The sequence below is a fragment of the Pseudomonas sp. MWU16-30322 genome (assembly GCF_020515535.1).
Classification (GTDB): domain Bacteria; phylum Pseudomonadota; class Gammaproteobacteria; order Pseudomonadales; family Pseudomonadaceae; genus Aquipseudomonas; species Aquipseudomonas fluorescens_H.
In genome coordinates, this window is sequence record NZ_JAIWYL010000022.1 from 1 (window position 1) to 6,790 (window position 6,790).

Annotated in this window: 9 protein-coding genes and 1 pseudogene; 1 reads left to right on the forward strand and 9 read right to left on the reverse strand. The window is 48.0% G+C overall.

The genetic code is table 11. The features are described from left to right. Positions 1 to 37 precede the first annotated feature (37 nt). The 7 genes from LCH64_RS28085 to LCH64_RS28115 form a co-directional block, all read right to left on the reverse strand. Positions 38 to 577 carry a hypothetical protein gene (locus LCH64_RS28085; RefSeq protein ID WP_226501948.1) on the reverse strand — a complete coding sequence of 180 codons (540 nt, stop codon included), beginning with the start codon at positions 575 to 577 and terminating at the stop codon, positions 38 to 40. A 281-nt stretch (positions 578 to 858) separates the two neighbouring features. Further along, entirely contained in the window at positions 859 to 1,260 is a 402-nt protein-coding gene (locus LCH64_RS28090; protein ID WP_157160372.1) for a hypothetical protein, read from the reverse strand. A gap of 281 nt (positions 1,261 to 1,541) precedes the next feature. Beyond that, positions 1,542 to 2,075 carry a hypothetical protein gene (locus LCH64_RS28095; RefSeq protein ID WP_226501949.1) on the reverse strand — a complete coding sequence of 178 codons (534 nt, stop codon included), beginning with the start codon at positions 2,073 to 2,075 and terminating at the stop codon, positions 1,542 to 1,544. 10 nt (positions 2,076 to 2,085) lie between these two features. Next, on the reverse strand, positions 2,086 to 3,141 hold the full coding sequence (locus LCH64_RS28100; RefSeq protein ID WP_226501950.1) for a hypothetical protein: 1,056 nt from the start codon (positions 3,139 to 3,141) through the stop codon (positions 2,086 to 2,088). A 291-nt stretch (positions 3,142 to 3,432) separates the two neighbouring features. Next, on the reverse strand, positions 3,433 to 3,831 hold the full coding sequence (locus LCH64_RS28105; protein ID WP_226501951.1) for a hypothetical protein: 399 nt from the start codon (positions 3,829 to 3,831) through the stop codon (positions 3,433 to 3,435). Between the two features lie 128 nt (positions 3,832 to 3,959). Then, a complete protein-coding gene (locus LCH64_RS28110) occupies positions 3,960 to 4,247 on the reverse strand; it encodes a hypothetical protein (RefSeq protein ID WP_096797200.1) in 288 nt (95 codons plus the stop codon). Between the two features lie 8 nt (positions 4,248 to 4,255). Continuing rightward, a complete protein-coding gene (locus LCH64_RS28115; protein WP_226501952.1) occupies positions 4,256 to 4,849 on the reverse strand; it encodes a hypothetical protein in 594 nt (197 codons plus the stop codon). A 680-nt stretch (positions 4,850 to 5,529) separates the two neighbouring features. Between LCH64_RS28115 and LCH64_RS28120 the strand changes: the two genes are divergently transcribed. Continuing rightward, positions 5,530 to 5,751, forward strand: coding sequence for a SymE family type I addiction module toxin (locus LCH64_RS28120; RefSeq protein WP_226501953.1), 222 nt, complete (start codon positions 5,530 to 5,532; stop codon positions 5,749 to 5,751). 53 nt (positions 5,752 to 5,804) lie between these two features. Here the strand turns inward: LCH64_RS28120 and LCH64_RS28125 are convergent, their stop codons facing one another. Together LCH64_RS28125 and LCH64_RS28130 are read right to left on the reverse strand one after the other, a co-directional pair. Continuing rightward, a complete protein-coding gene (locus LCH64_RS28125) occupies positions 5,805 to 6,152 on the reverse strand; it encodes a hypothetical protein (RefSeq protein ID WP_226501954.1) in 348 nt (115 codons plus the stop codon). Between the two features lie 49 nt (positions 6,153 to 6,201). Next, positions 6,202 to 6,790, reverse strand: a pseudogene (locus LCH64_RS28130) (hypothetical protein); the annotation flags it as partial.

Sequence of the window (6,790 nt, forward strand, 5' to 3'; positions counted from 1 at the left end):
TGGTTTCGGCGTAAGGCTAGCCCACTCTTTTGCACCGTTAGTTTATCGAGACTTCCTCCAACTCAACTCCCTTCAACTGAGCTTCCTCTAGCACTGAAAAATCATCAGAATTGTCATGTAACCCATGGGATACTACAAAACTCTTGCCGTCTGAAAAAATAAAACGCAAGCCTACTTCACTAGGGCGCTGGCTCTCTATCGCACTCATGTGCATACGCTTAAGTATCGTTACATTGCTTACACAACGGCCGATCAATCGCCTCCAAAAAACAGTAGAGAACCTTCCAGACTCAGAGATAGCGAACAGTTCTTCATCGCTATTCAAAGAGTCCGGACCCTGACCCGCAACCCTCGCTGCTTCATCCCAAACGATGACACTATTCAGAGAAGGGTCACTCGAAAAGCCAAGAATTACGCCATCCTCAAAATAGACAGCTAAGGGTCCGGCAGTTAATGAAAAGGCTAATTCATCCTCGATACCAAACTGCACAGAAACTTCCGAGGCAGGCCACCAACTATACCTAACAAGCTTGGAGACGGGCTTGCCGGTGAGCCGTCGAAGAAGCTCAATTGTCATAGACGGTATCATTGAAGTCATATGCTTAGCACCTATTTAAACGGACCATTCTTCTGTGCTGCCTGATTCAACAAATCGATCATTCGAAGATTATTTTTTGTCGATGCAGCATTAAAATTCACAAATTAAAAAAGGGGGCAGATTTATTAAATAAAATAAACCCGCCCCCCCCTTTTTTAATAAATCCGCCACTTTTTTCTTCCACCCAATCCTCACGAATGAATTGAAGATCTGCATAGTAGCTCCACACCTAACCCTTACTCCACTTGCACACTCTCACTCTAATTACTTAGCACTAATGAGCTTACATCACCAGAACTTAAAAATTCTTTAAAACAAGAAACAACAACCCCTATATCTCTTGTAATCAAACTGGCCTGATAGCAATCACCCAAAACGTCAATCCGCTTGGTTCCAGCTGACGTATTATTAAGGGTGCGCACGACGTGCTCCCCATCACCCAGGTATTGATTCAACATCAGAAGATAGTTTCCAGAATCTGCATAAAGATTAATTTCGTAAGGCCCAGCTTCAGGTGCAGGGGTAATAGACAACGAAATTACGCCATCGAATTTTCTATACTCAAATATAATGGATTCAACATCTTCCATAGTCGGCTGATGAACAAGAGGAATTTGCAATCTACCGTGCTCAGGACTAAGCGCATACCCTCCGATTACCATTTATTTCTTCTCCTTAATGGACTTCATACCTGGTTCCCAGTAGTAGTTTTTCGGCAGTCCTGCTTTATCATCTATAGCGCTTACGGTTAAACATTTCAACTCAGCCTTTCCTGCGGAAAGGTTAACGGGGACAGACCACATTTTCGGAGTGCTTTCTAAACGTAGTCTGTCCCCATTTACTCTGAAATAGGTTTACACCTGCTTCAGGACTAGACATTTAGAGATATTTATAAGCGTGATCTATTCCCGTCTCCCCTTTCAATCCTCAATCTTTCTCGCACCTAGTAACGAATCCACTTTCCGGTGGGGATTAATTCCGGGCCATCAGGATCAAGTAAGTAAAGCCACTCTGGTTCATGCCCTACCGTGCCGATTAAAACACCTAGCGAATCTGGATGCTCAGTCATAGCACCTGAATGTATGGCACCTATATAACTGCTTTCACCATAAGGATTGTGCAGTTGAAAGCGCAATGTACCATCAACGTCGTAGATCGCAGCATTGTGAGGAAAGCCAAAGAACCAAGGTGGTTCAGTAAAGCCAAACCTAGATGGTTTTTCATCAAACACGACCAGCACTCCACTCCTATCTGGCAGTATGTATGGGATGCCTGCAGCAGAGAACAAAACTTCCGAGCCGCTATCAGAAACTATGTATTTTCTTATCTCCACAACCTTACTCACGCGCACATATTTAACTTGTGCCATTTCAACTTCAAATTCAGTTCTGCGCCCATGCCAATCGTAAAAATTCTCAAAGATCGTTCCATCAGCATGTACCACCTCATTTCTTATACGCTCAACTAGATCAATCATTTCAACACCCTCAAACTATCAATATCAATAGTATAAAACTCAGGATTTGTACGAGGGGTTTTATCCATAAAGGTAACTTGTGTGCTCCGCCAGGGAGACGCGTCTCTTGCTTGGCATCCCACATGTCACCCGCAGTATCTTCACGAACGCCTACACCCGGTTTCACCGTGAATTCGACTTTGTACAGATCCCCGGTTTTAAACTCGGTTGAAATAGCCAGCTTATTTCTAACGTCATCCATTGAGTTCACAGGAGAGTCTGTTGCCCATCCGCCTAAAAAAGATGCAGGATTTTGGTCCTTTAATTCACTACCCTTTATAGCGTCGTATTGTCTTTGATCTATTACCATGGTCATCGTTCGTGGCTGATCCAGAACCTTATCGGTGACGACTGTCCCCTCCTTCCACGCCGGGCGTTGTGTTCCCCAGTATGGAGGATCTATTCCACCTGACTGCTGTTTCAGCAGCAGATCATTCGCAGTCTTCTCACCATCGACACGCGGAAGACCATCACGGTCTGTCACCTGCCCTGCGTTGATGTTCTCCGCACGATGCTCCACTCCCGGAACAAAGTCACGCTGCGCAGACAACCCAAAACCCTCCGCATCGCGGGTAGCATTTAGTTCAACGTCAGAGACTTTCGAGGTGTTTCCAGTGAGGCCGCCTTCCTTCTTGCCGCTCGAAACCAGAAGCGAAGCCCCAGTCCCCTCAAAGTATTTCCCCGCTCCCTTCAGCAGTGCAATTTCCATTGCAGCTTTCGCGGCTTCCGTTCCGTAGTCGCGAAGCGGGTTCACATCACCGGGGTATGTAGCGCTGCTAAAAGAGTCGAGTACTTTGCTTCCCTGGGTGTAGTCATAGGGCGCAAACAACTGCCCCGTTGCTTGCCACCCATCAGCGAGCGATGCCGCACCTTCCAGTCCAGACAACGCCGGAATCGCACATCCAACAGCAGTTACACAAGCCGGACTGGATGCTATCGCGCCGCCAAATCCAGCGGCAGCCCCTATCGCACCGAGTACCGCCAGACTGGCATTTGCCAATTGCCTGAGATTCTTGTCGTTGAGCAACAAGTCGTCATTGGCTTGATCCCATTTCGAATACTCGTCAAAAGCTCCGGTAGCGAAAAGTGGGCAGGTTAACGGGGACAGACCACATTTTCGGAGTGCTTTCTAAACGTGGTCTGTCCCCATTTACCTACTTGAAAGGAAGTTTCGTTGCGTCCGCTCGAATACCAGACTGCATATCTGTTCGGATATCCACGTTTATAGCACCAGGAATTTGAGCATTCTTCCCACCAAATAACTCAACGATGGGTTTCCCACCAGAACTAGCTAATTCTCCTGTCGCTTTTGTACCAACTATCCTTTAGGAGATATCTGCCTCACCCAATCCTCTCTAAGCCCAACCAAAATATTCATAACATTAGAGTAAGTCAAGAATGGTAAAAATAACGCAAAATTGGACAAGCCACATTTCACATCTAAGGGAACGTAAAAATCAACATCCCCCGAGCGACTCGAATTCGAAAAAAGTTCTACATTCAGGTGACTTTCAATACTAGAAATATCAGCAAACAACACCTTATTCGCAACTTCATTATTTCCAAAGAAAAAACCGTCAACATATACATCTAACCTTCCACCCTCTATCCCAGTAGAAAATAAAATGTCACCATCTTCAGCTTCCTCATGAAAGAACCCACGACCTAAGGCTTCAACATCTTTCATCCTTTTTTCAAGTGTTCGACGAACCTTCATTGTCCAACCCCTTTTAAAGGACGGGAGGTTTTGCAGTAAGCAGATAAAACAACACCGGCGCAGGGCCGGTGTCAAATCGAGGCTGGGATCTACAAATAAATAAGCACCCTGGGTTCCGGAGATACTTATTAACTATTTCTATTTAATGTATCCAGAAGCTTTTCAAATGCTTTAGGGACAAGATCTTTCTCCTCTGGAGAAAGCAAAATATTCATGACCTGCTCATCACAAGCACAGTCATATATATCAATACCTATCCAGCCTTCAGACCAAAATTCTACGGTCGCCAGCTTATTAAAGCCTTCCAGCTCTATCCGCTCAAGGTTACCAAAATCTCCGTTGGCGAATGTTGAATACTCTACGGAGTAGCCTTTCAATAGAGGCTTAACTTCTTTATTAAACTGAAAAGCATCCATAACCCCTCTCACTTACTATCTAGCACAGTAATATTTTTTACCTCAGGGAGATGTTCTCCACCCTGTTTATTAAGCAAATACTGCTGGGACTTACTTGCGTCCGGACCAATCATTTTATACCAGCCTTCCTTACCACCCTGCAATAATCCACTACTTGGAACATCAAACTCGACATAGACGGAGCCTTTAGACGCAGCCCCCTTAAAATCAGCGGCACCGTTAGTTGAGATAAAGGTTTGCCCGCCGCCTCCCTGAACAATTTTGTTACTACTTTGCATCTGTGCCAGCTCATCAGGAGACATCCATCTCCCGACACGAGTCATGCTTACATCATTAATAGTTTGGGTTTCGCCAAGCTTCAATGCGGTATTAGCAGTTCCTTTTGCACCAACTGTATCGCCCGACGCAAAATCTGTTGTCCACGCGCTCAACGCCAGACGCGGCGCGGCTTCCCAGCGGGTGACACCCAGACGATGCTCACTCGCCGCATAAAATGGCCCAGACGCGGTTTTTGGCTCCATCACCTGCGCGCCCAGAACCAACCAGGCCAGCAACAGCAGGCCCAGCCAGAGAACCGGGTTATGGCGACTCAAGGTTTTCATGGCCACCGAGCTTAGCGGCGTAGCCGCGTTTGCGCAGCTAAAAACTTGAGCCCCTGGACGGCGCGGCGGCGTAGCCGCCGGGACGGCCAGGGGCCAACAAGCGCAGCGCGTTAGGCTCTGGCTCTTCGAGGCCTGACACGTTCTCGGACCGGTCAAGGCTGCGCCTGCGCACCCGTAGGGCTTGGTCTTGACCGCACCTCGGCCAGAACAAGCTGGGTCGTGGGGTCAGCCGACCGCAGGGCGGCTTACCTCATGACAACACGCTTTGGCTATTGATCTGCTTTTGATCGGCCTCTGCTCTGGCTTGGGGGAGCCCCTTGGGGCGGACGGGAGCCGGGCAGACGTTGCGGGGAACGAGCAGCGAAGCGCGAGCCCGCAACGGCTGACCGGCGGGGCGGGCGGGGTAATAAACGCTTTTAGCCAGCCGGTGGCGAAGCCGGGCGTAAATGCAATTGCTTTGGCGTTTGATCTTCCGGGGGCCTGACATAACGCCCATTACACGAACCCGAAGGGCGCGAAGCGGTGTAGCCCCGGCGCGCCGCACGCTTCACCGCGGCATGTGCCGGGGCTGCACTTTGTGTAATGCGCGTTATGTTGAATGAGCGGCGCAGCCGCGCATTTACCCCCGGCATAAAGCCTGACAGTTGCGCAGCAGCTGTTAGCCCTTTAAGGAGCTGAATATGGCTAAGGCCGATCATAGGGCAGCCCTGCCCAAAACTGAACGTTTCGCCACCATCGCCGCCGATTTCTACCCGCCGTTGAGTGGCACCGAGTATCCCCAGTACCGACTTGTTCCCTGGCTTCGGCTGCGTGGGCACTGGCTGCAACAGGCGGGGTTCGCAGTCAATCAGAAGATTAGAATTGAGATCAGTAAGAATAAGTTGGTGATTACAGCGGAGTGAAAAATAATATCCCCGGCAGTGCCGGGGATATTTTTAGCATTTCAAATAACCAACTAAAGCCCCATAACAAAATCTCTAATTAACTGGCGGTCAGAGTCATTTTTAGCCGCCCTATTTAAAATCGGAATCAAATAATAAAGCAACAATTCAACCCTTGATGCTTCTGCCGGAATAGCCTCCGCTACACAATCAACTAATAACTTTATAGACATAATAGCCGCAAAAGACTCATACCCTCTTGGCCCAGAAAAAGGTAATTTTCTAAAGTAGTATTTTGCTAATCGCTTCTGATCAGAGCGCTTCCACGTACGATGGGGAATCAGTAGCAATGCTTCTCCCCAATCAGCAGACTCTATCGGATACTTAGTCATTAGCCAATCAGCAGCTTGATCAGAGTTCATCTTAACAAGCTGTGCGCATAGTGCCCTCTGTCGCTCATCCATATCAAATCTACTTCGGATTAAATAAATTTTCTGGCAGCCCGGAGTTACTACTCAACGATGCTGGCGGCTTGTAATGTCCAGAAGCATTAGTCCACTGACTTATTGCCCCTCGACTTGGACCATCATTATTCCCAAAGCGTATAGAACCTGCATATTTGACGTCCCCTCCACCGCTAAGTCCAAGGTGAGTTGAATAAGCTTCATTAACATTTGGTCTACTGACTCGAACTGTTCCATCAGGCATTGTTACAAAGTCATATGATCCTGATGGCGTTATCTTGCTGCCACTTGGAGTTTGCAACCAGTAACGACCAGATGAGTCTTGAACAAGAGTCCTTATTGGTCGCTGCGCGATAGCAGGGTCATTTGGGAAAACATTAGTTAACGTACCGCGTTCAGTAAGGTTCGGAACAGCACCTCCCCCTTTTGCAGCACCCGCAAAATAATCCGGAGGCAAATCACAAGGCCCAGTGTTGTGTACCCAGGTCTTGAGCTCGCCAACGTAGAACGTATGCCCCACATCGACCGTCAGATTGTATGTTTTGCCCACGGGCAGGTACAGCTCAAGCGATTCGACTTCGGACGAGGTGTTTTCT

Bases quoted from the DNA above. Each gene is read 5' to 3' on its own strand.
- LCH64_RS28110 (WP_096797200.1), bottom strand. From the start codon at position 4,247: ATGGATGCTTTTCAGTTTAATAAAGAAGTTAAGCCTCTATTGAAAGGC.
- LCH64_RS28125 (WP_226501954.1), bottom strand. From the start codon at position 6,152: ATGAACTCTGATCAAGCTGCTGATTGGCTAATGACTAAGTATCCGATA.
- LCH64_RS28105 (WP_226501951.1), bottom strand. From the start codon at position 3,831: ATGAAGGTTCGTCGAACACTTGAAAAAAGGATGAAAGATGTTGAAGCC.
- LCH64_RS28095 (WP_226501949.1), bottom strand. From the start codon at position 2,075: ATGATTGATCTAGTTGAGCGTATAAGAAATGAGGTGGTACATGCTGAT.
- LCH64_RS28120 (WP_226501953.1), top strand. From the start codon at position 5,530: ATGGCTAAGGCCGATCATAGGGCAGCCCTGCCCAAAACTGAACGTTTC.
- LCH64_RS28090 (WP_157160372.1), bottom strand. From the start codon at position 1,260: ATGGTAATCGGAGGGTATGCGCTTAGTCCTGAGCACGGTAGATTGCAA.
- LCH64_RS28115 (WP_226501952.1), bottom strand. From the start codon at position 4,849: ATGAAAACCTTGAGTCGCCATAACCCGGTTCTCTGGCTGGGCCTGCTG.
- LCH64_RS28085 (WP_226501948.1), bottom strand. From the start codon at position 577: ATGACAATTGAGCTTCTTCGACGGCTCACCGGCAAGCCCGTCTCCAAG.